General features: G+C 60.8%; 25 protein-coding genes. 12 read left to right on the top strand and 13 right to left on the bottom strand.

The genetic code is table 11. The annotated features are described in order from the left end of the window. Window positions 1-61 precede the first annotated feature (61 nt). From ACRDT3_RS08435 to ACRDT3_RS08420, 4 genes are read right to left on the bottom strand one after another with little or no spacing between them, the layout of a single operon-like run. Window positions 62-1,720 (bottom strand): glycoside hydrolase family 13 protein, encoded by a 1,659-nt coding sequence (locus ACRDT3_RS08435; RefSeq protein ID WP_431492552.1) that lies wholly within the window; start codon window positions 1,718-1,720, stop codon window positions 62-64. A gap of 34 nt (window positions 1,721-1,754) precedes the next feature. Continuing rightward, window positions 1,755-2,630 carry a carbohydrate ABC transporter permease gene (locus ACRDT3_RS08430; RefSeq protein WP_431492551.1) on the bottom strand — a complete coding sequence of 292 codons (876 nt, stop codon included), beginning with the start codon at window positions 2,628-2,630 and terminating at the stop codon, window positions 1,755-1,757. Beyond that, window positions 2,627-3,559 carry a carbohydrate ABC transporter permease gene (locus tag ACRDT3_RS08425; protein WP_431492550.1) on the bottom strand — a complete coding sequence of 311 codons (933 nt, stop codon included), beginning with the start codon at window positions 3,557-3,559 and terminating at the stop codon, window positions 2,627-2,629. The genes ACRDT3_RS08430 and ACRDT3_RS08425 overlap by 4 nt, the downstream gene beginning before the upstream one ends. 6 nt (window positions 3,560-3,565) lie before the next feature. Further along, entirely contained in the window at window positions 3,566-4,807 is a 1,242-nt protein-coding gene (locus tag ACRDT3_RS08420) for an ABC transporter substrate-binding protein (RefSeq protein ID WP_431492549.1), read from the bottom strand. A gap of 175 nt (window positions 4,808-4,982) precedes the next feature. On the opposite strand from ACRDT3_RS08420, the gene ACRDT3_RS08415 reads away from it, so the two are divergent. Continuing rightward, on the top strand, window positions 4,983-6,167 hold the full coding sequence (locus tag ACRDT3_RS08415) for an ROK family transcriptional regulator (protein ID WP_431492548.1): 1,185 nt from the start codon (window positions 4,983-4,985) through the stop codon (window positions 6,165-6,167). Next, the gene (locus ACRDT3_RS08410; protein ID WP_431492547.1) at window positions 6,154-7,356 is read left to right on the top strand and encodes an MFS transporter; all 1,203 of its coding nucleotides are present in this window, start codon (window positions 6,154-6,156) and stop codon (window positions 7,354-7,356) included. The genes ACRDT3_RS08415 and ACRDT3_RS08410 overlap by 14 nt, the downstream gene beginning before the upstream one ends. On the opposite strand, the gene ACRDT3_RS08405 is transcribed toward ACRDT3_RS08410, so the two are convergent. Together ACRDT3_RS08405 and ACRDT3_RS08400 are read right to left on the bottom strand one after the other, a co-directional pair. Continuing rightward, on the bottom strand, window positions 7,353-7,928 hold the full coding sequence (locus ACRDT3_RS08405; protein ID WP_431492546.1) for a hypothetical protein: 576 nt from the start codon (window positions 7,926-7,928) through the stop codon (window positions 7,353-7,355). The genes ACRDT3_RS08410 and ACRDT3_RS08405 overlap by 4 nt on opposite strands. Continuing rightward, window positions 7,925-8,539 (bottom strand): RNA polymerase sigma factor, encoded by a 615-nt coding sequence (locus ACRDT3_RS08400; protein ID WP_431492545.1) that lies wholly within the window; start codon window positions 8,537-8,539, stop codon window positions 7,925-7,927. The genes ACRDT3_RS08405 and ACRDT3_RS08400 overlap by 4 nt, the downstream gene beginning before the upstream one ends. 108 nt (window positions 8,540-8,647) lie before the next feature. On the opposite strand from ACRDT3_RS08400, the gene ACRDT3_RS08395 reads away from it, so the two are divergent. The 8 genes from ACRDT3_RS08395 to ACRDT3_RS08360 all read left to right on the top strand — a co-directional run bounded on the left by ACRDT3_RS08395 (window position 8,648) and on the right by ACRDT3_RS08360 (window position 12,438). Next, window positions 8,648-9,046, top strand: a complete 399-nt coding sequence (locus tag ACRDT3_RS08395; protein WP_431492544.1) for an Asp23/Gls24 family envelope stress response protein — start codon at window positions 8,648-8,650, stop codon at window positions 9,044-9,046. A 24-nt stretch (window positions 9,047-9,070) separates the two neighbouring features. Then, on the top strand, window positions 9,071-9,247 hold the full coding sequence (locus tag ACRDT3_RS08390; RefSeq protein WP_431492543.1) for a hypothetical protein: 177 nt from the start codon (window positions 9,071-9,073) through the stop codon (window positions 9,245-9,247). Between the two features lie 5 nt (window positions 9,248-9,252). Continuing rightward, window positions 9,253-9,624: an Asp23/Gls24 family envelope stress response protein gene (locus ACRDT3_RS08385; RefSeq protein WP_431492542.1), complete on the top strand. Its 372-nt coding sequence runs from the start codon at window positions 9,253-9,255 to the stop codon at window positions 9,622-9,624. Next, window positions 9,621-10,172 carry a DUF6286 domain-containing protein gene (locus ACRDT3_RS08380; RefSeq protein WP_431492541.1) on the top strand — a complete coding sequence of 184 codons (552 nt, stop codon included), beginning with the start codon at window positions 9,621-9,623 and terminating at the stop codon, window positions 10,170-10,172. Before ACRDT3_RS08385 ends, ACRDT3_RS08380 begins: the two co-directional genes overlap by 4 nt. Window positions 10,173-10,174: 2 nt before the next feature. After that, the gene (locus ACRDT3_RS08375; RefSeq protein WP_431492540.1) at window positions 10,175-10,759 is read left to right on the top strand and encodes a hypothetical protein; all 585 of its coding nucleotides are present in this window, start codon (window positions 10,175-10,177) and stop codon (window positions 10,757-10,759) included. 75 nt (window positions 10,760-10,834) lie between these two features. Then, window positions 10,835-11,095: a GlsB/YeaQ/YmgE family stress response membrane protein gene (locus ACRDT3_RS08370; protein WP_431492539.1), complete on the top strand. Its 261-nt coding sequence runs from the start codon at window positions 10,835-10,837 to the stop codon at window positions 11,093-11,095. Between the two features lie 399 nt (window positions 11,096-11,494). Next, window positions 11,495-12,076 (top strand): GNAT family N-acetyltransferase, encoded by a 582-nt coding sequence (locus ACRDT3_RS08365; RefSeq protein ID WP_431492538.1) that lies wholly within the window; start codon window positions 11,495-11,497, stop codon window positions 12,074-12,076. Between the two features lie 98 nt (window positions 12,077-12,174). Beyond that, a complete protein-coding gene (locus ACRDT3_RS08360) occupies window positions 12,175-12,438 on the top strand; it encodes a hypothetical protein (RefSeq protein WP_431492537.1) in 264 nt (87 codons plus the stop codon). Window positions 12,439-12,529: 91 nt separating this feature from the next. Here ACRDT3_RS08360 and ACRDT3_RS08355 read toward each other — a convergent pair whose 3' ends face one another. From ACRDT3_RS08355 to ACRDT3_RS08330, 6 genes are all read right to left on the bottom strand, one after another. Continuing rightward, the gene (locus ACRDT3_RS08355) at window positions 12,530-13,285 is read right to left on the bottom strand and encodes an iron ABC transporter ATP-binding protein (protein WP_431492536.1); all 756 of its coding nucleotides are present in this window, start codon (window positions 13,283-13,285) and stop codon (window positions 12,530-12,532) included. Next, window positions 13,282-14,316, bottom strand: a complete 1,035-nt coding sequence (locus ACRDT3_RS08350; RefSeq protein ID WP_431492535.1) for an iron chelate uptake ABC transporter family permease subunit — start codon at window positions 14,314-14,316, stop codon at window positions 13,282-13,284. The genes ACRDT3_RS08355 and ACRDT3_RS08350 overlap by 4 nt, the downstream gene beginning before the upstream one ends. A gap of 4 nt (window positions 14,317-14,320) precedes the next feature. After that, the gene (locus ACRDT3_RS08345; RefSeq protein WP_431492534.1) at window positions 14,321-15,301 is read right to left on the bottom strand and encodes an ABC transporter permease; all 981 of its coding nucleotides are present in this window, start codon (window positions 15,299-15,301) and stop codon (window positions 14,321-14,323) included. A 93-nt stretch (window positions 15,302-15,394) separates the two neighbouring features. After that, complete coding sequence (locus ACRDT3_RS08340) at window positions 15,395-16,381, bottom strand: siderophore ABC transporter substrate-binding protein (protein WP_431492533.1); 987 nt, start codon at window positions 16,379-16,381, stop codon at window positions 15,395-15,397. Between the two features lie 335 nt (window positions 16,382-16,716). Continuing rightward, window positions 16,717-17,250 (bottom strand): DUF488 family protein, encoded by a 534-nt coding sequence (locus tag ACRDT3_RS08335; RefSeq protein WP_431492532.1) that lies wholly within the window; start codon window positions 17,248-17,250, stop codon window positions 16,717-16,719. 34 nt (window positions 17,251-17,284) lie between these two features. Then, window positions 17,285-17,497 (bottom strand): hypothetical protein, encoded by a 213-nt coding sequence (locus tag ACRDT3_RS08330; RefSeq protein WP_431492531.1) that lies wholly within the window; start codon window positions 17,495-17,497, stop codon window positions 17,285-17,287. A 174-nt stretch (window positions 17,498-17,671) separates the two neighbouring features. On the opposite strand from ACRDT3_RS08330, the gene ACRDT3_RS08325 reads away from it, so the two are divergent. Next, on the top strand, window positions 17,672-18,358 hold the full coding sequence (locus tag ACRDT3_RS08325; RefSeq protein ID WP_431492530.1) for an SDR family oxidoreductase: 687 nt from the start codon (window positions 17,672-17,674) through the stop codon (window positions 18,356-18,358). Window positions 18,359-18,934: 576 nt separating this feature from the next. Then, window positions 18,935-20,365 (top strand): APC family permease, encoded by a 1,431-nt coding sequence (locus ACRDT3_RS08320; RefSeq protein WP_431492529.1) that lies wholly within the window; start codon window positions 18,935-18,937, stop codon window positions 20,363-20,365. A gap of 196 nt (window positions 20,366-20,561) precedes the next feature. Here ACRDT3_RS08320 and ACRDT3_RS08315 read toward each other — a convergent pair whose 3' ends face one another. Beyond that, window positions 20,562-21,308 (bottom strand): aspartate/glutamate racemase family protein, encoded by a 747-nt coding sequence (locus ACRDT3_RS08315; RefSeq protein WP_431492528.1) that lies wholly within the window; start codon window positions 21,306-21,308, stop codon window positions 20,562-20,564. Between the last annotated feature and the right edge of the window lie 3 nt (window positions 21,309-21,311).

Raw genomic sequence — 21,311 nt, 5'->3', positions numbered from 1 at the left:
CAGCCGCGGTTCGTTCTAGGAACACCGCGGCCGCAGGTGTGCAGTATGGCAGCGCGTCAGGCTAAGCGCGCAACCACGCGGTAGTCGCCGCAGGCAACGTGTGCTCTGCGGTTAGTTCGGCGCTGGTCAGCAGCAATTCACCTGCCGGTAGCGGCTGAGGTTCTGCGCTGAAATTAGTGATGCACACCCAGCCGCCTGGACGACTGAAGGCCAGCACTCCGGGTTCGCTGGGCAACCAGCGCAAGGATTCCTCGTCCTGCAGTTCACGCCGCAACTTCAGTGCCTTCCGGTAGAGTTCCAAGGTGCTGCCGTCCTGGCCGTCCTGCGCTGCGACGGAGTACTGTCCGAAACCTGCCGGCTGCGGCAAATGCGCGTGAGACTCCCCGAATCCGAAGGATGGACCGGATGTCGACCAGGGGAGCGGGACCCGGCAGCCATCGCGGCCGACTTCCACGCCCTTGTTGCGGAAGAAGGCGGGGTCTTGGCGTTGTGCGTCGGGGATGCCGGTCACTTCGGGCAAGCCGAGCTCTTCGCCTTGGTAGAGGTAGGCAGAGCCGGGCAGTGCGAGTTCCATCAAAGTCGCGGCGTGGGCTCGGCGCAACCCCAGCGCGGCATCGAGCTGCTCCGCATCAGCGCCATGCAGCAGCCATTTCTTGGCCGCGTCCGGATCTCCAACGGCGGGCAATCCATAGCGGGTGGCGTGCCGGACGACGTCGTGGTTCGAGTACACCCACGTGGTGGAGGAGCCGGCCGCGGCGGCCTGCGCGAGATTGAAGGTGATGATCTTCTTGAATGCCGCAGCGTCGAAGTCTGCCTGCAATAGATCGAAATTGAAGGCTTGCCCCAGCCCGCTGGCGCGGGCGTATGCGGGGCGGCGATCGGCATCGGTCCAGGCTTCGGCGACGGCGGTGCGAGGGGGATCGTATTCGTTGAATACCTCGCGCCACTGGGCGTAAATATCATGGACCTCATCGCGATCCCAGATCGGATGAGTGCCATCCCATGGCATTGCGGCAAGTTCCTCCTTGCTCGGGTAATTCTCGTAGCCGATGTTCTTGGCCAGCGCGTGGGCGACATCAACGCGGAAGCCATCCACGCCCCGATCCGACCAGAAGCGCAACGTCTTGAGGAAGTCCTGGCGGACCTCGTCATTGGACCAGTTGAAATCAGGCTGTTCCTTGGCGAACAGATGCAAATACCATTGGCCGTCCCCTACAGGTTCCCAGGCCGGACCGCCGAATATCGATTCCCAATCGGTCGGAGGCAACTCGCCGTGTTCGCCGAGGCCATCTCGGAAGATGTATCGATTGCGTTCTTCGGAGCCTTTCTCCGAGGACAATGCGGCCCTGAACCATTCATGGCGATCGGAGGAGTGGTTCGGCACGATATCGACAATGACCCTGATTCCGGCGGCATGCAGGGCCTGGGTCATCGCATCGAAATCGTCCAAGGTGCCCAGTCGCGGGTCTACGTTGCGGTAGTCGTCCACGTCGTAGCCACCATCAGCCAGTGCCGAAGGATAAAAAGGCGAGAGCCAAACCGCATCGATGTGCAAGGACTTGAGGTAGTCGACGCGGGAGGTGATGCCCGGCAGGTCGCCGAGCCCATCAGCATTCGTATCCGCAAAGCTCCGCGGGTAGATCTGGTAGACGGCGGCCTGGCGCCACCAATCGGCATCCACGGCGGCGGTGGTGGCCTGCTGGAGTTCGTCCAAAGGCATTGTGGTTCCTTTCAATAATGTTGCGGAAGGTGGATCAGGATTTGACGGCGCCCTGGGTTAGCCCGGACATCACCCAGCGTTGGGTGAATAGATAGGCGATGATACTCGGCGCCATGGCCATGAGGTAGGAGGCAAAGGAGACGTGGTAGTTATTCGAGAATTGGGTCTGGAAGAGCTGCTGAACCACTGGCAGTGTCTGGTCGGCCTGCTCGGCGATGATCAGCGAAGGCATCATGAAGTCGTTCCAGGAGGCGAGGAACGCGAAGATCGCGACGGTGGCGCTCATCGGAGCCAGCAGGGGGAAGATGATCCGCCAGAATGCGGTCCAGGTGCTTGCCCCGTCGATGCGTGCGCTTTCCTCCAATTCACCGGGCAGTCCGCGCAGGAACGCGGTGAACAGCAGCACATTGAAGGAGAGTCCGAACATGATGTGCAAGATGGCTACCCCTACTGGGTTATCGAGGCCGACTAGGCCAGTGAGCTTGACTTGCGACAGTGCCAGCACGGGGAAAGGCAAGAACATCGCTCCGAGCAGATAGTAGAAGCTCAGCCGGTAGAAGCGTCGGTGCCAATTGCGGTGGATTGCGTAGGATGCCATGGAAGCTACGAGTACCGCACCGCACACGGCCACCAAGGTGATCAGCAGGGAGATGGTGAACGCCCTGGGGAAGTTCACTAGCTCCCAGGCGCTGGTGAATCCTTCGATGGAGAAGGGCTTGGGTAGGGAGAACGCTTGTCCATTGACTGCCTGCTTGGCGGATTTGAAGGCCATGGAAATGGTGACGAACAGGGGAAGCAGCACGCTCAATGCGCAGAGCGCCAGGATGGATGTGGCTACCCAGTTCGTTTTCTCGCGGCCGATGCGCGCACGGGAACGCTTGGCTAGGCGCTGGTTCAAGACGGTGCTCATTTGGCTTCTCCCTTTGAGGTCAGGCGCAGCTGGAAGATGGCGATGACCAGCGAGATGATGAAGAAGATCGTGGCGTTGGCCATCTGATAGGCGTAATCTCCGCGTTCGAAACCTGTGAAGATCGTCATGGCGATGGAGCGCGTTGCAACTCCGGGTCCGCCGTTGGTCAGGCCGACGATGATGTCATAGGCGCCGAGGAAGTTTTTGAATCCGAGGATCATGTTGATTCCGATGTAGCCAACCATCAGTGGCAGCGTAACGGCCTTCAGCTGCCCGAACGCGCTGGCACCGTCAAGAGACGACGCTTCGTAGAGCTCATAGGGGATGGCCATGAGGCCGGCGATGTAGATGAGCATCGCAGATGGGGTGGCCTGCCACGCGGTGACGAAGACGATGGAGATCCATGCCAGATCGGGATTAGCCAGCAAGGAAGATTCCAGCGGGTCCAGCCCGAGGAGCTGGCCCAGTGCTGGAAGGGTATTGGAGAACAGGAAGTTGAAGACGTAGGCGATCACGATGCCAGAGATGACCATGGGCATCACGAAAATGGCGCGCAGGGCCACGCGTGCTCGAATTTGCGCGGTGAGGCCGACGGCGAGCATGAAAGCCACGGCGTTAGTTGCGATCACGGTGATGAAGGCAAAACCAATGGTGAAGGCGTAGGCGCCGATGATGGCTGGGTCGTCGAATAGTGCGAGGTAGTTGGTCAATCCGACCATTTCGTAGTCGCCGAACCCCACCGAGTTGGTGAAGCTGTAGAAGACTCCGAGGAGAGCTGGCACGGTGATTGCCACGGTAAAGCAGAGCAGCGCCGGAACGAGGAACAGCACGTACGTTGCGTCAATTCTCCGGCGCCGGGCGGGAGCTGGGGTCTGGGGGAACGGGGCAGCGGCCGAGGTGGCCGGTGGTGCCGTGGTTGTCGTTGCCATGGTGTCCTAACTGCGCTGGGCCAGCCGGGCCCAGTCCGTGTCGAGGGTGGCCAGTGTCTGTTCGACGCTGCCGCCGGTGACCAAGCCTTGCATGTAGTTCTCGTAGGGGATGGTCCGGGGGATAGCGGTGGAAACGCCCTGGTAGACCTTTCCGGCGTCAATGTACGGCTGCATCTGCACCAGCCGCGGGTCGGTGGCCGGAGGGGAGTCGGAGCGTACGCCAAAGCCGAGCGCCAGTTCGTTGTATGTATTCTGGATCTCGGGTTGGCAGAGGAAGTCCAGCAACTGGCGAGCTTCGTGTTGGTGTGTCGAGGCTTCGGGGATCCATAGCGCGAGATCGAGGTTCACCCGGACTTTGAGATCGTCAGGATTTTCAGTCATCGGCAGGGGGAAGGTGCCGATCGCGGCTTCCGGATTGGTCTTCTCGATTTCCGGAAGCGCCCACGGTCCTTGCAAATACATGGCTGCTTCACCCTTGGCGAAGGCTAAATTGCCGTCTCCGTAGCCGCGGCTGGAGGCATCCGCGTTGGAGTAGTTTGCCAGTTCCTGCATGCGCAGTAGTGGTTCGGTGAAAGCTGCCGTGAAGGACAAATCGGATGACGGGTCGAAATCCGCGCCGATTTCGCGCAGGGAGGCGAAGAAGGCATTGATGTCTACAGACCCACCAAGGGTGTAGTCGGCTAGGCCTTGGCTTGCGGTCCACGCGTCTTTGAACGTTGAGTAGATCGGCGTGATCTTCTTTTCTTTGAGCTCTTTGCACAGGGCAACGAACTCGGAATAGCGCCGGGGGATGGACAGGGAGTGGGCCTCGAAGATGTCCTTGTTGTACAGCACGGCTGCGCCCATCATCGAATAGGGCAGTACCGAAACTCGTCCCGGGTATTGGGGGTACAAGTCCAGCAGGTCTGCGATGAATGGGGCGTTCATCTGGACTTGCGGCAGATCCGACAAATCCGATAGCGCTCCGCGTTCTTGGAAGCGGGCCATTTCGTAGTTGTAGTTCAGGCACCCCAAATCCGGCGGATCGTTGCGGGCGAATGCTGCCGAAAGGCCTGCAGTCACCTCGTGGACGGCGTTGATCGACGTCTTGGAAGCATTGAACTCATCGAGCAAGGTGCGGAAGTGGGCGATGACTTCCGGTTTGGACTGGTTGAAGCGAATCGACGTGGTTGAATTTGTCGAACCGCACCCGGTGACCAGCAGTGTCCCGGCGGCCAGCATGCTGCCCAGTACGCTGCGCCGATTCATCGGGCGCTCCATGAAGCTGGGGTGTTCTAACGCAGTACTCAAGGGCATCTCCGGTCGTTGGTGAGGTGGATCACTTCGAGCTCGGCATTAAATTTAGCAGGTAAATAAAGTTACGTCTATACTCGAAATTGTGGAATCTACCGATCGTGCACAGCCGCAACGAAACGAGCCAGGCGTGAATGCCTTGCGTCGCGCCAACACCCGAAAAATTCTCGATGTCGCCTGGGAAAAGGGGCCTGTGACGGCCAGTGAATTGATCGGGGCCACCGGGCTGACCCGAGCAACCGTGCTGAGCCTGGCCAAGGAATTGGTCACCTCCGGTTGGTTATGCGAGGCGGCCAGTACGCGCCACACCGGTGAATATTCCAAGGGACGGCCGGCGCTGCGCTACGAACTGAACCACGTCGCCGGACTCATCGCAGGAATCGATGCTGGACAACACCGGCTGACCCTCGCGCTTACCGACCTCCACGGCGACGAAGTTTCCCGCGAGGAAGTGGGCATCGATCCCAGCGCCGGGGCGCAGGAGCGCACGGCGGCAATTGGCACGATGTTGAAAAAGGCCCTTGAACGCCATGGCGTCGACCAATTCGCGGCGCTGGTGGTTGCTGTCCCTGCGCCGGTGGATGCCTCCGGCAAATCCCCCGAGCACCCTGAGCAATTCTGGCAAAGGATGAATCCGTGCTGGAGCACGGGATTGCGCGACTACGCGCATCTGGTGGTGGTGGACAATGATGCTAATTTGGCCGCCACAGCCGAACTGCTGCGCGGTGGCGCTGGATCCTTCGCCTCACTGCTGGTCGGGGAACGACTCGGTGCTGGAATCGTGGTTGACGGAAAAATCTTGCGCGGCAAGCAGGGGTTTGCCGGAGAAATGCGCGCCTTGTCCTACGTCTCTGGCGTAGGTAACGCCTTGGGCTTGGGCTATCAGGCTCGCATGGAAGCCAAGACTGCCTTGGCCCAGGGCCGAGTAAGCTGCCTGTCGCAGGTTCCCGCGAATGAACTCAGCGCGGTTAATGTTTTTGACGCCGCGTCGGCGCGAGACCCATTGGCCTTGGAAATCCTGGAGTCCCTGGGCCATCGATTTGCAAAAATTAGCGCCGTGTTGGCGGGATTCATTGGGCTGGAAAGCATCATTCTCAGTGGCGCGATGGCTCAGCACTTGGCGCCAGTAATCGAGATCGCCCAGCGAGAATTGGACCAGGATCCGGAATTTGCCGGCCTGGAATTGCACATTTCTACCTTGGGCGCAGACGTAGCGCTAAAGGGTGCCCTGGCCAGCGGACGCGATCTGGTCCGGCAAGCCGCCCCATTCGCCTATTCGCACTCTTTAGAACAATTACCTGATGGCGAAAACTGAAGCCAGCGCCAATTCCCGTGCCCGCGCGGCCGTGTCGGCATTGTTCCTGACCAATGGGGCGCTCTTTGCCAATATGGCCCCCAGGCTTCCCGAGCTGAAACAGGAACTGGGCTTGGAGACGGTGGGCTACGGATTGCTAGTTACCGCGTGGCCGGTGGGCGCCATTCTCGCCGGGCTGGCGGCGGGATCGCTGGTGCGGCGCTTCGGATCCGCACGGGTTGCCACCTTTGGCACCATCGCCACAGGCATGGCCCTGTTGGGCGCAGGCAGCGCCCCAAGTCTTATCTGGGTGGTCTTGGCCTTCGCTTTAGGTGGCGCCATGGACTCGATTACCGACGTCGGGCAGAACGCCCATGGGCTGGTGGTGCAGCGCCGCTATGGGCGCTCAATCCTGAATTCATTCCATGCTTTGTGGTCGGTAGGCGCGGTGATTGGCGGTGTGATGGCCGCCGGAGCGATGCACCTGAAACTGGATTTGCCGTTGCACCTGGGAGGCTCAATGCTCCTCTTTGCGGCGGTCGCGCTGACCGCGTTGAAATTCTGCCTGCCTCGGTCCGCGGAACGAGCCACTGTTGAAGCTGTTGCGTCGGATTTCTCCGACGCACTTAGGGCTAAAGCCTCGTCCATTCGTCGCGGTCGGGTGCTGCTCATGATGGCGGCGTTGGTCCTGATATCCGTTGCCGGTGTCATGGTTGAAGATGCCGGAAACTCTTGGGCGACGTTGTATCTGGGCGTTCTCGGGGCCCCGGCACCGCTTGCCGCCACTGGCTATATCGCGCTAGTTGGCGCGCAGTTCATCGGCCGGCTCTTAGGCGATCGAATGGTGGACCGATTCGGCCAACGGGGCATGGCCCAGACCGGAGGTCTGCTGATAGCGTTCGGCATGGGATTGGCGCTACTCATCGGGACGGTTCCGAGCACGCTCCTCGGTTTTGCGGCGGCTGGGTTCGGCTCGGCAACCTTGGTCCCCGCGGTAATGGATCAGGCCGATAAATTACCAGGACTGCCGCCGGGGACCGGGTTGAGCGTTGTTTCCTGGCTCATGCGGCTGGGATTCCTCTTTTCCCCACCGTTAGTGGGGTTCCTCGCGGAAGACTTAGGCCTGCGTCTGGCACTGATGGTATTCCCCGTTGCGGGTTTGGCGGTGCTGATCTGCTCGCCGGCATTGCGGGGCAGAAAGCCCGCCTAGTTCTTTTCCCTTAGCGTGAGTGACTCGATAGCCTGTCCATGGATATCCTCGATGGCCAGGTTAACGACCAATTCATTCCAGGAGATCAACGGGCTGATGGCATCGCGGATGAATCCGAGAACTTGCTGCTCGATAACCTGAACTGAGCTATCCCCAGCCATGCTTACATGGCATTGCACCCTCCAGTTAAGGTGGGGGATCTGCGTGTCGGTCGCCTTGATCTCCGTGTAGTTCAATTGCGATGTCGTCGATTCGGAAAATACCGCTCGAATCGCCTTGATCAAATCCAGGGATGATACGCGTTTGGCCAGTCCCGTGCCCGCTTCTTGCACATCCCACATTCGCTGGAATGGCGAGTGGTCGGCTATTTCGCCCAATATTCGCTGCGAGAATGCTTCAGGATGGTGCTCCGGAGTCGAGCTTTGCAGCAGTTGGGTGATGAATCCGTTCTGGTCCTTGAGCCGCTGCCGTTCGGCGTGGCACCAGCGGCACTGCAATTCATGCAAGTCGGCCGACTCATCCAGGTTCATTAGGACGTCTTCGGTGGTACGTCCGCAGGGAAGGGAGTTCATGACACCGCCTCGCTGATTGCATTGCGTGCCCGTGCGAGTCGCCCTCGCACAGTTGATTCTGAAACGTTGGTAACCAAGGCCGCTTCCCTATAGCTCATACCTTGGAGCGCGACCAGTACAAACGCCTGGCGAAGCGCCGAGGGCAATCCGTTGATGATCTGCCAGGCATCGGCAAGTTCGCCGCGTTGCACGGCGACGTTTTCTGGCAATTCACGGTCTGGGACTGGAGTTTGCTCTAGCACTCCATCATCCACGGTTTGCTGGTCGTTGGCACGTTGGCACGTTGGCACGTTGGCACGTTGGCACGTTGGCACGTTGGCACGTTGGCACGTTGGCACGTTGGCACGTTGGCGGATCCGATCAAGGCAAATATTTCGTGCCATACGGTAGAGCCACGTCATAAACGCGGCACGTTCGCGCAGCGAGCCCAATGACTGCCACGCGCGGATCCACGCGTCTTGAGTAGCATCCTCTGCATCTTGCCAGCTGCTGAAAAAAGTCTTGCAGTACTGACGCAGGCCGGGTGTCAGGGCGGTGACGAGTTCGCCGAAGGCTTCGGGATCCCCCTCCAATGAGCGACCAATGAGCACGGTCTGCCGGGCCGGTTCCAAACACCCCGTTATGTTGTTGACAGCTCCTAAACACCGAGGAACATAGGAGCTGTCGGCCGACCAATCTCGGCATGGTGTCCTGCCCCTGTCTAACCAATGATCCGGGGGGTGTTGCACACCGAACTGGGCAAGACGACCATCGAAGACCGTGTTGTCCAGAAGATCGCCAGCATCGCCGCCCGCGAAGTCTCCGGCGTATACGCCATGGGCAATGCCGCCCGCCGGACCTTCAACTCGCTGGCCGAACGCATCCCCGGTGGCCAAGCCAACGCGGCCGGAGGCGTGAGCGTCGAAAAGGGCGAGCAGCAGACCGCCATCGACGTGTCGATCGTTGTTTCCTACGGGTTCTCGATCGTTGAGGTCTCTAACGAGATCCGTTCGAATATCATCGCCCAGGTTGAACGCGCCACCGGTATGGAAGTCATCGAGGTAAACATTGAAGTCACCGACGTGCACCTGCCAGAAGACGATGACGATGACGCCGAGCCCCGCGACGGCCTGAAATAACTGTCCTCATCTAAGGAGCAGAACATGTTACACGTCAAGTGGGGTTTGGCCATCGGCTGCCTAGCCGGATTGCTGATTGCCTTCGGATCATTCACCCAGTTCGTGGTGGTGGCATTCTTCGCCATCATTGGTGCTGGAGTCGGATGGCTTTTGCAGGACAGGGTTGACCTCGGCCAAGTGTTCAGCAAATGTCGGCGGTGAAGCAGATGGCAGAGCTGTCCTCTAGCCGTGGACGCACCACGGTGAACACGGGAGTCTATTCAAAAATCGCTGCCCAAGCAGCCTATAAGGTGCCAGTCGTCGGCTATGCCGCGGGTGGGATCTTGGGACTGGGGAAGTACAAGGATTTTGACAGCCGGCCCAAGGCCAAGGCCGAGGTGCTTGGAAGTGCAGTGGTGGTCGATTTGGACCTTGGATTGAGCTATCCGAGCAATGTCCAGCAAGCCTGCGAAGACGTCCGGAACATGGTTGCTGCTGATTTGCGCAAGTATCTGGGCGTTGAGCAGGTGCAAACCGATATACGGGTCAGCTGGATGTCAACGCCGGATGAAGGAACTAGCAACAGGAGGCTGCGATGAGCAGGTTCTGGCACGTTCGCAGTGCCCGCACCCTGGCCTTGATGATCAGCTTTATCGTCGTGTTGGCCACGAGCGTTATCCTGGCGCTATCCTGCCTGCTGCGTTTGACCAGTGGGCAATGGCCTGGTGTTGCCCAGCAGGGCATTTACGCGGTCAGCAACTTGCGATTCAATGACAACCTGGCAGTGATCGTCATGGTGGTTCTTGCGGTGCTCGGTCTGCTGCTGTTGCTCAGCGCGCTCATTCCAGGGCGCCGGCAGAGCATCCTGCTGAATACCGATGATCCTTCGGCGGGGTCGGAACAGGCAATCTCATGCCGTGGAATATCAACCTTGGTGGGGCACGAGGTTGAGCGAACCGATTCGGTGACCCGAGCGAGCGTGAAAAGCAGCCCGGCCCTGGTCCAGGTTACCGTGCAGACTCCAGCCCACTCGGTTCAGCGCGTGCGGGACAACGCGCAGGCGCGGGCGCAGCGCGTGATTGACGGGTTGCCGTTGCAACGCGCTCCCAAGGTCAAAGTCTCGGTGCAACGTCGAGGAGGAAACTAGAAATGTTCAGAACGCATGTGGTGCGCCAACGACTCATTCTGGCGATCCTCGGTTTGGTCCTGTTGGCGGCCGGTGCCTCGGGCCTAGCTGCAGTCTGGTGGGGTCTTGGCCAAGGCGCTGGCCTCGGCCAAGCCCGGATTGCCAGCAGCCTGCCGATCGATCAGCAGTACCTGCTGCCACTGGGGCTGGCGCTCGGAATTGCCGACATCGTGCTCTCGCTGGCGGTGCTGATAACTGCCATTCCGCGTCGCCCGTCGGCGCATGAATTCAGATACGAATCGAGCAGCGAAGGAGTCAGCGAGATAGAGACTTCGGTAATAGCCAAAGCCGCGGAAACGGCCGCTCGAACGCAACCGGAAATCGTGGATGCGAACGTTCGAATTGGCGGCAATGCAGCTGAACCCGTGTTTTATGCGCGATTCACCTTGCGTGCCGACGCTCCGGCGAATCGCGGAATCGAACTGGTCAATGGCCGCGTAGTACCCGACCTTGAAATGGTGCTGGGGGTGTCTTTCTCCCGCAAGCACATCTCGTTCAGCTTCCAGAAGCCGGAAAAGCAGGATTCGAATAAGGCCGTGCTCATCTGAACCGGTCCAGGACAACAAGAAATAGCCATTAACGGCACGATCATCGTGCTGCACCTCTTGGGGAAGTAGGAATACATGGGAATAATCGGTTGGATCATCCTTGGCCTCGTTGCCGGTGCGATCGCGAAGGCAATCAAGCCCGGAAAACAGGGAGGCGGCTGGCTGGCCACGCTGCTGCTCGGCGTGATCGGAGCAGTGCTGGGAGGCTGGATTGGTTCGGCAGCTTTCGGTGTCGGAGTCAGCGAGTTCTGGTCATTGTCCACCTGCCTATTAGCCATCGGCGGCTCGCTGCTGGTCCTGATCATTTGGGGTTTTGGCAGCAGCAAGCGCGACTAGGGACATGCGATGAACTGCATGCGGCCTGTTGGCCCTGGGCAATGAGAACGGGCGGGATCCTTATGGATCCCGCCCGTTTTCCTCTGCCACAACGCCTTCATGATGCCGGTGGAAACCAGCAGTGCCCAGGACAGCGCGCAGATCACCAGCAGCGTGCCTGCGGTCAGGACGGCAAGGCCGCGCGGCAACCGGAGCCCAAAGCGCAACTGGGCATCGCCCCGAGGAGCATCAGAATGTGGATCTGTTGGCTGCGGGGCCAGATGCTGCGCGAATCATCCAGCTTGGCATCCAAGGCGCCCTCTCCAGCGCGAAGTCCATCATCGACAGGATCAGGCAGATCCCAGTCGAGAGAACGTGGCGGCCAGGAGCACCTGGAAACCGCAGGGCTAGGCTTGGGGAATGGAAGATGCGCTGAAAAAGATCAGCTGGCCGGTATCCACTGAACGCCTGCGTCTGCGTCGCATGAATTCGGCTGACGTGGACAGCCTCTGGCGCTACCGGCAGCTTGCCGATGTCACCCAGTGGATCACCGCTGGCCCTGCAACACTGGAAGATTTCCGTTCGTTGTTCTTCGCGAAGGTCTATCCGCTGAAGAACCTGGCTGTGGAACTGGACACCGGGCAGGGGACCGTGCTGATCGGCACGGTCATGCTGGATATCGTGGATGGCTGGGGGCAAAGCGAAGTTGAGCAGAGCGCCAAAGGCGTTGAGGGAAACCTCGGCTGGAGCTTCGACCCGGCCTACGGCGGCAAGGGCTACGCCACTGAAGCCGTCCGTGCTGCCATCGGCCTGTGCTTCGGCCCTCTTGGCTTGCGCCGGGTTACTGCCGAATGCTTCGCCGCCAATGAGCCATCGTGGAAATTGATGGAGCGCTTGGGGATGCGCAAGGAATTCCACGGCCGCAAGGACAGCCTGCACCGCAGCGGGGAATGGATGGATTCCATGGGCTATGCGCTGTTGGCCGAAGAGTGGATAGACTAGGCCTCCTGCTAAAAGATGAGGTCCACGTCCTTGATTGCCTGTACGCTTTTTGAAAGGCTGGAAGAGAAAAGCATCTTCCCAGCTAGCAAGGCGGAACCATGGGCAAATCAACGCGCACCAGTATTCTCTTGGCGCTGGCAGCAGCTTCAATGCTGCTGATGACGCAATTGGAGGATTCCATTTGGGGGCTGCTTGTCGGTTGCTGGGCACTGATGTTCTGGGGTTGGACTGGCCCGAAGCCCCGGGAAGTCACCGGCGATGCCTCGGGTCTGTCGGCTCAGGAAATCAAGGCATATCGTGTTGAGCATCCGGGCGCGACAATCATCGATGCGGTCAACGCGCTAGGGAAACCCAAGGCTTAGCCGAAACTGCCGGTGAAAAGGTGCCGAGGTGCAGTAAGACCCCATGGCCACAGCTGGTCATGGGGTCTTACAGTGCACAAGTTGCGCGGACTCAGTAGTACACCGCAAGCGGGCCATTGGGGCCCGGGACGACGTTGACTGGGGTCTCGAAAACTTCGCTGAGGATTTCGTCCTGCATGATCTGCGTCGGGGTGCCGAAGTGCACCACCTTGCCCTGCTTCATGGCGCAGATGTAGTCCGCATAGTGCCCAGCGAAATTGATATCGTGCAGCACGATCACGATGGTGCGGTTCAGCTCGCGGGCAGCTCGCTGCAGGTGCTGCATCATCACCACCGAGTGCTTCATGTCCAGGTTGTTCAGCGGCTCATCGAGCAGCACCGTGTCGGTGTCCTGGGCCAGGACCATGGCCACGTAGGCGCGCTGGCGCTGGCCGCCGGAGAGCTCATCCAGGTAGCGGTCTTCCAGCTCGCCCAGGTCAAGGAAGTCGATGGAGCGCGAGATGATCTCTTCGTCGGACTGGGTCAACCGGCCCTTGGAGTGAGGGTAGCGGCCGAAGCCCACCAGCTGGCGCACGGTCAGGCGGGTGACGAAGTGGTTTTCCTGGCGCAGGATCGAGACGATCTTGGCCAGGTCCTTCGAGCTGGTCTTGGACACGTCGTAGCCGGAGACCTCGATGGAACCCTGGTCGATGCCCAGCAGGCGCCCGACCATGGTGAGCATGGTGGACTTGCCAGCGCCATTCGGGCCCACCAGGGCGGTGATGCCGCCGGTGGGGATTTCCAGGCTGACCGGGCCGATGGAGACCGTGGAGCTGTACTTCTTGCTGACGGAATTGAGGGTAATCACAGCCGGCCCTTTCGCAGGATGAAGATCAGGAATGTAATGCCGCCGACGGCTTCGATGATGATGCCCACCACGCCATCGGCGTAGAAGATGTTCTTCATGATGAAGTAGGCGCCGGCCAGGACCACGAAGCCGACCAGGAAGGACATCGGGTAGATGTAGCGGTGGTCGTAGGTGTCGGCCAGCTGGTAGGCCAAGGTGGCCACGAGGAAGCCGAGGAAGGTCAGCGGACCGACCAGCGCAGTGGTCACGGCCATCAGGATGGAAATGAAGAACAGGGACTTCATGACTTCGCGGCGGTGGTTGATCCCCAGGTTGATGGTCGTTTCCTTGCCCAGGGCCAGGATGTTCATCTTCTTCGAGGCGAGGACCAGGTAGCCGCCGGCGATGATGACCAGCGGGATGGCTACCGGCATGTAGCTCATGTCCGCGTTGGACATGGAGCCGAACAGGCGCGCGGTGAGCACATCGAATTCGCTCGGGGTCAGCAGGCGCTGCATGAACGTGGCAATTGAGCCTAGCCCGGTGCCGATGATGATGCCAACCAGCAGCATGATCTGGATGTTGCCCAGCTTGCCCGAAAGCAGCCAGCCGTACAGTGCCACCGAGAGGCCCACCATGATCGCCACCTGCAGGACGAACTGGCTGACCCCGGTAAAGAAGGTCACCCCGGCAACGCCCAGCACGAAGATCGCACCAGTCTGCACCACGCGGTACAAGGCCTCGAAGCCCATGATCGACGGGGTGATGATGCGGTTGTTGGTGACCGTCTGGAAAGCCACCGTGGCGATGGACTGGCAGGCGGCCACGATCACCATGGTCAGGATGTTGCTGGCGCGCAGCTTGGCGATGATCCAGAAGCCGTCAGTGCCAAATGGCATGGGGTTATCCCAGGCGAGCAGGCCGATGCCGAAGAACAAGGCCAAGCCGATCATGATCGACAGGGTGATCCAGTAGCGCTTGCGGACCTTCTTGGTGGGCAGCGGTCCGGCCGAACGGCCGGAGTGGTGGATGCCCAAAGCAGGGTGAGTCATGAGATTAGCCAACTTTACGCTGCCTCAGAAGCAGGAAGATGAAGACGGCCGCGCCGAGCACGCCCAGGATCAGGGAGACCGGGATCTCGAACGGCATGATGATGGTGCGGCCGATCAGGTCGCATACCGTGGTGATCGCGATGCCCAGCAGGCAGACCCAGGGCAGGTTGCTGCGCAGGTCGTCGCCGCGGACCATCGAGACGATATTCGGCACGATCAGGCCGAGGAATGGCAGATTGCCGATGACCACGGTGACCACGCCGGTGGCGACCGCGATCAGCGCGGTGCCCAGCAGCATCACCTGGCGGTAATTCAGCCCGACGTTGGTGGCGATTTCCTCGCCCAGCCCGGCCACGGTGAAGCGGTCGGCAACGATGTAGATGGCTACGGCCACGATGGCCACGATCCACAGCACCTCGTACTGCCCGCGGATCACCGAGGTGAAGGAACCGGCCAGCCAGATGCCCATGGACTGCAGCTTGTCGGTGGACAGCGCGAAGAAGGTGGAGAAGGCGCCGACCACGGAACCGAGCATGATGCCCACGATCGGCACGGTCAGCGAGGCCTTGAGCGAAACGCGCTGCAAGAACAGGAAGAAGATCATGGTGCCGATGAAGGCGAAGACAATCGCCACGCTCATCTTGGCCAGCAGGGTGGCGGTGGGGAAGAAGACCAGCATGGTCAAAAGGCCCAGGCCCGCCCATTCGGTGGTGCCGGTGGTGGTCGGCTCCACGAAGCGGTTCTGGGTCAGCAGCTGCATCACCAATCCGCTCATGGCCATGGCCGCCCCGGCCAGCACCAGCGCAATGGTGCGCGGAATGCGGGTGACGGCGAACATCATGGCGCCGTCGTCCTTGCCGAAGATGTCGTAGACGCCGGTGAACAGGGAGAACGCCAGCAGCACCAGCACCCCGAGGATGCCCAATGCGAGTTTGCCGGAAAGGACCTTGCTCTTGGTCCGGGCCGGGGAAGTCGTGCTTGTCATAATGCCGCCGTGGAAATATGTGGTGGGAATACAGCTTTAGTGGCGAAGCCGGAATCCGGCTTCGCCACTAAAGGCCAGGGGAGTTCAAGACGCTTACTTTGCAGCTTCCAGAGCGTCAGCAAAAGTATTCAGGAACTCGGTGTAGGTCTGGATGCTCTCGTTGGTGTAGGTGTCAGCTGGCATCACGACAACCTGGGATTCCTTGGCGGCAGTGACATTCTGCAGCGCTTCGGAATTCTCCAGCAGCTCCTTGGCCGGCTGGTAGTCGGCACCGTCGGCGGCAACCGCTGCGTCGCGGTCCATGACGATGATCCAGTCCGGGTTCGACTTGGCGATGGCTTCGACCGAAACGTCGTCGCCCTCGTGGTCGGTGGAGGATTCGTCGAGCTTCAGCGCCGGGGTCAGGCCCAGGAAGTCGAACATCGGGCCGACGGTGCGGCCGGTGGTTGGAGCCGAGTAGCCCAGCTCGCCGCCCGAGGCGATCAGGCCCATGACGGTCTGGTCCTTGTCGTAGGCATCGGTTACGCGCTTCTCGGCGGCTTCGAAGTCCTCAACGAGCTTCTTGGCCTCGGCCTGCTTGCCGAAGATCTCGCCCAGGGTGGTGACCTGTCGTTCCAGTTCGGTGTTGAATGGCTCGCCTTCGCGCGGGTCCAGGGAAACGATGGCGGCTTCGGGAGCCAGTTCCTTGAACTTCGCGGCGTGCTGGGTGTAGCGCTGGCCGTTGATGATCAGGTCAGGGTCGACGGTGACGACCGACTCCAGGTTCGGTTCCTTGTGGCTGCCCAAGTCCAGGACCTTCTCGTCCTTGGTGTAGGAGATGGTGTCCGGCATCAGGGTAACGGCGCCTGCGCTCAGCTTGATGCCCCAGGAATCCAGGGTCTCGAAGGTGCGGTTGTCGGTTGCAACGACAGACTTTGCAGGAACCTCGATCTTCTTCTCACCGTCGTTGTCGGTGATGGTGACGGTCTTGGTGTCGCCGGCCTTGGCCTCAGCAGCCGTATCGGTTGCGGAACCGCAAGCGGTCAGGGACAGGGCGGCGATGCTCAGCAGTGCAGCAGCGCGAAGCTTCATGGAGGACATGTATTCCTTCTTCGGACAGCAACCGACGTTGGTTGCGCTAGTGAGTGATCTGATAATTAGCTTAGCCTTATCTGAGCGAATTAAGCTAAGTGGCCCTTATGTTAGGTGCGTCACCCAAATGCGCGGTTTGCAGGCCGGATTCGCTCGGAATTTTGGCGCTTGCTGAGGCTACCCCCAGCTGACTGGGCTATTTCCGGGCCAAATAACGATCATCTACCTTGTTTAATTAGGGCCGGAAGGTGTCGAGAGCCGCGTCAGGGAACGTCATGAATTGCACCGTTGACGAATTCCGTGAGGGAAAAGATGCCATTAATACCCGTTTCGCCATCCGGGAATCACGCCGCCGGGTAGGTAATCCTCAGCTGCTGGCCAATCACGGCGCCAGGGCTTAGCTCGGCGGCTTGGGCCCCACGCCCATCGATGATGTGGAAGACCTCGGCGCCGCGGGCCAAGAGGTGATCGGAGATGATCCGGCGGTGGCAGCGCCACCACACCGCTTCGGCGCACATGATCGCAATCTTCTGCCCGGCGGCCCTCTTCTGGAGCTGCCGGATTGCATGCAGGAAATCATCGCCGAGTGCGTGGTCGGCATAATTGTGGAAGCTGCGGTTCCTCCACCACGCGTTGACCTCGAAATCGACGCTCTGGCTCGCCGGGCGCCGGCCGGCCAGCGCCTCTTCGCGGTGCAGGCCGATTCCCTCCGCGTTCAAGGAAGCTTGCAAGGCATCGGCGTTGAACTGCGGGAACTTGCGGGATCCGGCCAGCTTGCGTACATCCGCAACCTGCGTGATTTCGTGCTGCGCCAGCAGCGCGAGAAAATCCTGGATGGATCTCGCCGAATGGCCAATGGTGAAAATCCCAGCGGGCAAAGTGCTGGCTCCTTGGATGGGGATAGGATGCGGGCTAGTGCTGTTCGTGCTTGGCGGTGCTGAGAACCAGTTGGAGCAGCTCCTGGACTTCGGCAGCGCGGGACTGCCAGTAACCGGTATCGAGCCCGAAGCCGAGCATCGCTTCATCGGCGCGTTTCTTGAAGTAGTCCCGGTGGTCCTCCAAGGCATTAGCCAGGTCCGCGAACTGATCGTTGCTGAGTTCCAAATTCAGGGTTCTATGCTTCATGAGCTTCATCCTGGGTCGAGTGCGAATGCTATGAACCCGAGGGTACGCCGATTGCCAGCCGAAATAATCCCTATTGAGCTGGCACTCAGAAAGCTGTAACTGGCGCAGGCTGGGAATAGGTTCGTGGCAGGCCTCGTTGTGCCAGATACGAGCAGCGATCAGAAGGAGCAGTTCATGGCTGAAGGAAATCGAGTAGTTCTCATTGGCGGACACGGGAAGGTAGCCCTGTTGGCAGTTCCCAAACTGGTTGGGCGTGGCTACGCGGTCGACTCGTTGATTCGCAATCCCGGGCATGCCGCTGATATCAGTGCAACGGGCGCCAATCCGGTAATCCTCGATATCGAAAGCGCTGGCGTGGCTCAGCTGGCGGAAGCCTTTTCCGGTGCCAGCGCCATCGTTTTCTCCGCGGGCGCCGGTGGTGGCAACGAGCAGCGCACCCGCGCCGTGGATTACGACGCTGCGGTGCGATCCATGCAGGCCGCCGAGCAGGCCGGGGTGGACCGCTTCGTGCTGGTCTCCTACAGCCGAGCCCTGATAGACGTGGACAATCTGGACCCGGCCAACTCGTTCTACGCATATGCCAAGGCCAAGCACGACGCCGATGCCTACCTGCGCGGCACCGGGCTGGACTACACGATTCTGGGCCCAGGGGCATTGACCCTGGAACCGGCAAGCAAGCGGATTGTGCTGGCTGACAAGGCCGGCAAGGTGAACGGCTCGGACGTTGAAGGCGAGGCGTCGCAGACCTCGCGCGAGAACGTCGCAGAAGTGATCACCCACGTGGTGGCCAATAAGTCAGCACGCCGAGCCACCGTGAACTTCTACGACGGCAACATGCCGATCGTGGAAGCGATCGTCTAGCGAAGCGCAGCCGCAGCCCTGCCGCCGGATCGGAGGCAGGGCTGTTCTGCGCCTGCGGATGGAAGTTCCGCAGCTTCCACTGAGTGGATGCCGGGCCTTCTGCAAACGGGCGAGCTGAGGGAGGACCCCAAGCGACTTCTTGCCGTCCGGAGCGGCGAAGCGCGCACGCTGCCCTCCTTGGTGCGGCATTCGACCCCGGGGGCGCCGATATCGACGGCGTTTCGATGCCTCGCCCATCTGCCAGCAGGTTATAGGTCTGCGCCGGGATCCGCGTCAGCGCATCTTCATCCAGCGCATGATCGGCCGGGCCGGCGCACTAGTTGCTTTCCGTTTGGAAGCCCCTAGGCGCCGGGGCAACCTGATGTCCAGAACATGTCAGGACGGCTCGGCGGCGTGACAGCTGCATGACGAAGCGTGACCTCGGGGCAGCAAGCGCGGAGGCTGGGGAGGGCTGAAGATGACATCAGCAAGGCTGGAGATTGCGCGCGATGACTATTCTTTGCAGTCGCCTCGACCGCGCGTGGAGGGGAGCCTAGGGTGGGAACATTCTCGTAATAGTTCTAGTGGAGTGCTCCCATGGCCCAAACCCTCAAAGCAGCTCCGGCAGCCGCCGCAGCGGCATCCGCCCAATCGCTGCGCGGCAACCTCTCGGTGGCTTCCATCGTCTTCATTGTCGTCGCCGCGGCCTCGCCCCTGGGCGTGATCGGCGGCCCGGTGCCCCTCGGCATCGCCGGCGGCAACGGGGCCGGATTCCCTTTCTCCTTCGTGATTGCCACGGTGGTCCTGCTGCTGTTCTCGGTGGGCTTCACCCAGATGACGCGTTTCGTGCCCAACGCCGGGGCGTTCTATGCCTACATTGGCGCCGGGCTGGGCCGCGGACTCGGGCTGGGCGCGGCTTTCGTGGCCCTGTTGGCCTACCTGGCGCTGGAGGCCGGCGTGTTCGGGCTGTTCGGCCCGGGTATGGGCGAGCTGGTCAAGGCCTATGGCGGCCCGGATCTGCCGTGGTGGCTGTGGGCAGCGGCCTGCTTCGTCCTGGTCGCGGTGCTGGGCTACCGGAATATCGAGCTGTCAGGCAAGCTGCTGGCGGTACTGCTGATTGCCGAGGTAGCTATCGTCGTGGTCCTGGATGCGGTGGTCATCTTCTCCGGCGGGGGCCCGGAAGGCTTTTCCACCGGCATTCTGAGCCCCGCAGAGATTGCTTCCGGGGCGCCGGGCATCGGCATCCTCTTTGCAATTCTGTCTTTCGTGGGCTTCGAGGCGACTGCGGTGTTCCGCGATGAAGCGAAGGACCCGGACCGCACTATTCCGAGGGCTACGTATATTTCCCTGATTGCCATCGGGGTGTTCTACACGCTTTCCAGTTGGGTGCTGATCAGCGCAAATGGCCAAAGCACCATCGTGGCCAATGCGGGGCAGAACGCCGGAACCCTTCTGCAGAGCACCACTGAAACCTACCTGGGTGCGGTCGGCGGGCATATCGTCCAGTTGCTGTTCGTGACCAGCCTGTTCGCCTGCATCCTGTCATTCCACAATATTTCCTCGCGGTACTTCTTCCAGCTCGGCGCGCGCCAGGTGCTGCCAACAGCTTTGGGCCAGGCTCATCCGAAGCTCGGTTCCCCGGCCAGGGCCTCGGTGGTTGCCTCGGTGGCTACGGGCGTGCTGATCTTGCTGGCGGTGCTGCTCAAGCTGGAGCCGATCAACCAGTTCTACACCTGGCTTGGCGGCATCTCCTCGGTAGGAGTGGTCCTGCTGCTCACCCTGACCTCGGTGGCGGTGCTGGTCTTCTTTGCTGCGAAGCATCCAGGCGGGCCGGTTTGGCAACGTCGCATCGCGCCGTCGTTGGGGCTGGTGGGCTTGCTCGGTTTCCTGGCAATCATCCTGGTGAATTTGCCCAGCCTGGTGGGCGAGGAGGGCTATGGCCCGTTCTCCCTTGGCGTGCTGATCCTGCTCGTAGCTGCACTGGCGATCGGCTTGGCATTGTCGCGGCGCCAGCGGGTGCTGCTCTAGCTTGCTGAATACTGCAAATGCTTTTTAGCCTTGTGCGGCTGGGTGCCTGGGCACGAATGCAAGAACAAGAAAACCCCGATGCCGAAGCATCGGGGTTTTCTTTTGTCATCACTCGCACCTTCATGAGGTACTTACTACTCTAGGGGCGCCGACTGTGAGCAGGCTGGGATGGAAGTGCTATTTAGCTTGGCATTATTTACCGGCTAGCCAGCCCCGCTACCGCTGCGGACAGCGGCCAGCCGGTCACGGTCTTGGGCCGCGGAGGGGCGTAGGTACGCACCTTGGAGGTGCTCAGTCCCATGCGGACAAGGGACTCCGCGATGGTCACCGCTGCGCGCACGCCATCGACAATTGGCACGCCGGTGGCCAGGCGCACTTGTTCCTCCAGCTCGGCCATGCCGCCGCAGCCCAGGCAGATCACCTCGGCCTTGTCCAGCTCTACTGCCTGGCGGGATTGCTCAACTATCGCCTGGACCGCACGTTGCGGATCGGATTCCAATTCCAGCACGCCCAGCCCGCTGGCGCGCACCGAGGCGAGCCGGTCGGTCAGCCCGGCCAGCTTCAGCCGGTCCTCGATCAGCGGCACCGTGCGGTCCAGCGTGGTGACCACCGAGTACTTGTGCCCCAAGAACTGGGCGGTGGAAGCGGCCGCTTCGGTGATGTCCACGACCGGGACATCGAGCAGTTCCTGCAGGCCTTCGCGCCCGTGCTCTCCGTAGCCTGCTTGGATGACTGCGTCGAAGGGCTCCGTGTAGCGGACCACCTTGTCCATGACGGCGATGGCCGCAAGGTAGCTTTCGAAATTGCCTTCGCAGGAGTCGGCCCCGAAATCCGGGGTTAATTCCACGATTTCGGTGCCGGGCGAGGCGACCTGCCGTGCGGAGTCCCCGATGGCACGGGTCATGGATTGCGTGGTGTTCACGTTCAGGATCAGAATGCGCATGAG

The sequence above is a fragment of the Glutamicibacter sp. genome (genome assembly GCF_050701915.1).
GTDB lineage: Bacteria > Actinomycetota > Actinomycetes > Actinomycetales > Micrococcaceae > Glutamicibacter.
Note: the sequence above shows the minus strand (reverse complement) of the source record. Positions and strands in the feature narration are given on the sequence as shown.